Origin of the sequence: Actinomadura sp. WAC 06369 (assembly GCF_003947565.1) — a bacterium.
Taxonomy (GTDB): domain Bacteria; phylum Actinomycetota; class Actinomycetes; order Streptosporangiales; family Streptosporangiaceae; genus Spirillospora; species Spirillospora rifamycini.
Genome location: NZ_QHJN01000365.1, coordinates 1 through 1,473, shown reverse-complemented (window position 1 = coordinate 1,473; position 1,473 = coordinate 1). Strand labels below are relative to the sequence as shown.

Here is a 1,473-nt window from a genome sequence, read left to right as displayed (position 1 = left end):
CGTGGGTTCTAGTGATCCCCGCAACACCCTGATCTTCAGGGAGTTGCGGGGATCATGGATTTTGAGGACCTGAAGGCAAGGTTCTTCGAGGCGCTGGACCGGGAGAACGGCAGTATCTCGGGGGCTGCACGGGCAGTCGGGGTGAGCCGTGCCACGGCGTTCGGGTGGGCGCGGAAGGCCGGTGTCCGTGGTCGTGGGAAGACGGGCACGAGCGGGCATCCGGGACGGGCGGAGTACGACCGGCTTCGCGCGGTCGGGGTGCGGCGGCGCGATGCGGCGGAACAGGTCGGGGTCAACGAACGCACCGCTCGGGACTGGGATCGCGGGATCCGCAAGATCGGCGACGCGCGCCTGCACCCCGATGGGCGCCGGATCGACTACAAGACTGGTGTGACCACCACCGACGCCGATGGCTCAGAACCGTCCCTCGCGGCGGTCGAGGCCGGGCTGCACCCTCGGTTCCTCACGCCGGCAGAGCGGGAGACGATCGCCGACATGCACCGTGAGGGCCGGTCGCTCCGCGAGATCGGGCGGGCATTGGGACGGGCGGCGTCCACCGTCAAACGCGAGATCGACGCCCGTGCGGTCGATGGCGTCTACCGGCCGCATCGGGCCCAGCGGGCGTGGGCCAAGAGCCGGGCGCGGCCCAAGGACGCCAAGCTCGCCCAGGACGGTCCGCTGCGCGAGTTCGTCGCCGGCAAGCTGCGGGAACGATGGTCACCCGAGCAGATCTGCAACGCTCTGGTCAACGAGTTCCCCGACGACGGGAGCATGCGGGTGAGTCCGGAGACGATCTACCAGGCGATCTACGTGCAGGCACGCGGCGGGCTGCGCCGCGAGGTCGCGCACGCACTGCGCACCGGGCGCACCCGCCGCAAGCCGCACCGCAGCCCGCAGCAGCGCACTCGCCGGTTCACCGACGAGATGGTGATGATCTGCGAGCGTCCCGCCGAGGTCGCCGACCGGGCGGTTCCCGGCCACTGGGAAGGCGACCTCATCGTCGGTCCCCGAAGCGAGAGCGCGATCGTGACGCTGGTCGAGCGCTCCACCCGCTACGTCATGCTCGGGCACCTGCCCGGCGGCCACACCGCCGAGGAGGTCCGCGACGTGCTGGTGCCGCTGATCCAGACCCTGCCCGAGCATCTGCGCGGCTCGCTGACCTGGGATCAGGGCTGCGAGATGGCCGCGCACAAGCAGTTCACCGTCGCCACGGGAGTGCCGGTCTACTTCTGCGATCCGCACTCGCCCTGGCAGCGCGGCTCGAACGAGAACACCAACGGCCTGCTGCGCCAGTACTTCCCCAAGGGCACCGACCTGTCGGTGCACAGCCCCGCAGACCTCGAACATGTCGCCCGGCAACTCAACAGCCGACCACGCAAAACGCTCGGCTGGAGAACCCCAGCCGAGCGCCTGCGTGATCTACTGACAACCACGTGAGTCATCAGGTGTTGCGAGGACCCCGAGAATCCGCCC

1 protein-coding gene is annotated in these 1,473 nt (G+C 69.6%); it reads left to right on the top strand.

Annotated elements, in window-relative coordinates; translation table 11 throughout:
* Positions 1-258 precede the first annotated feature (258 nt).
* Complete coding sequence (locus DMH08_RS39455; RefSeq protein ID WP_125621401.1) at positions 259-1,437, top strand: IS30 family transposase; 1,179 nt, start codon at positions 259-261, stop codon at positions 1,435-1,437.
* The last annotated feature ends 36 nt before the right edge of the window (positions 1,438-1,473 follow it).